The organism is Methylophaga sp. SB9B (genome assembly GCF_004832235.1).
Taxonomy (GTDB): domain Bacteria; phylum Pseudomonadota; class Gammaproteobacteria; order Nitrosococcales; family Methylophagaceae; genus Methylophaga; species Methylophaga muralis.
This window is the reverse complement of sequence record NZ_SSXS01000048.1, coordinates 1-255: the sequence shown is the minus strand read 5'-3', so window position 1 is coordinate 255 and position 255 is coordinate 1. Positions and strand designations below refer to the sequence as shown.

At 45.9% G+C, this 255-nt stretch carries 1 pseudogene; it reads right to left on the bottom strand.

Going from position 1 to position 255, the window contains the following annotated elements:
* A pseudogene (locus E8Q33_RS15075) lies at nucleotides 1–181 on the bottom strand (hydrolase); the annotation flags it as partial.
* Between the last annotated feature and the right edge of the window lie 74 nt (nucleotides 182–255).

The following is a 255-nucleotide window of genomic DNA, read 5'->3' as shown; positions in this document are numbered from 1 at the left end:
ACTCGCCTGAATCTTCGATGCAAATCTGTCCATCCTGGAATTGGTTAATCAAAGCTTCAATGGTCGGTTTGGGCCAGGCGCCACCAATATCGTCATAGACAGTGTCCATCAGATTTTTGAGCTGGTCGTAATCCTCCAAAGTGAGATTACGTAAATTCAGATGCAGCTCTTCGTGGGCCATACTTGCTCCGTGATTAATCAGAAATATCGCATTGAGTCTAGCAGATGCTAGCCAGCATGTTCAGCGCATAAGCA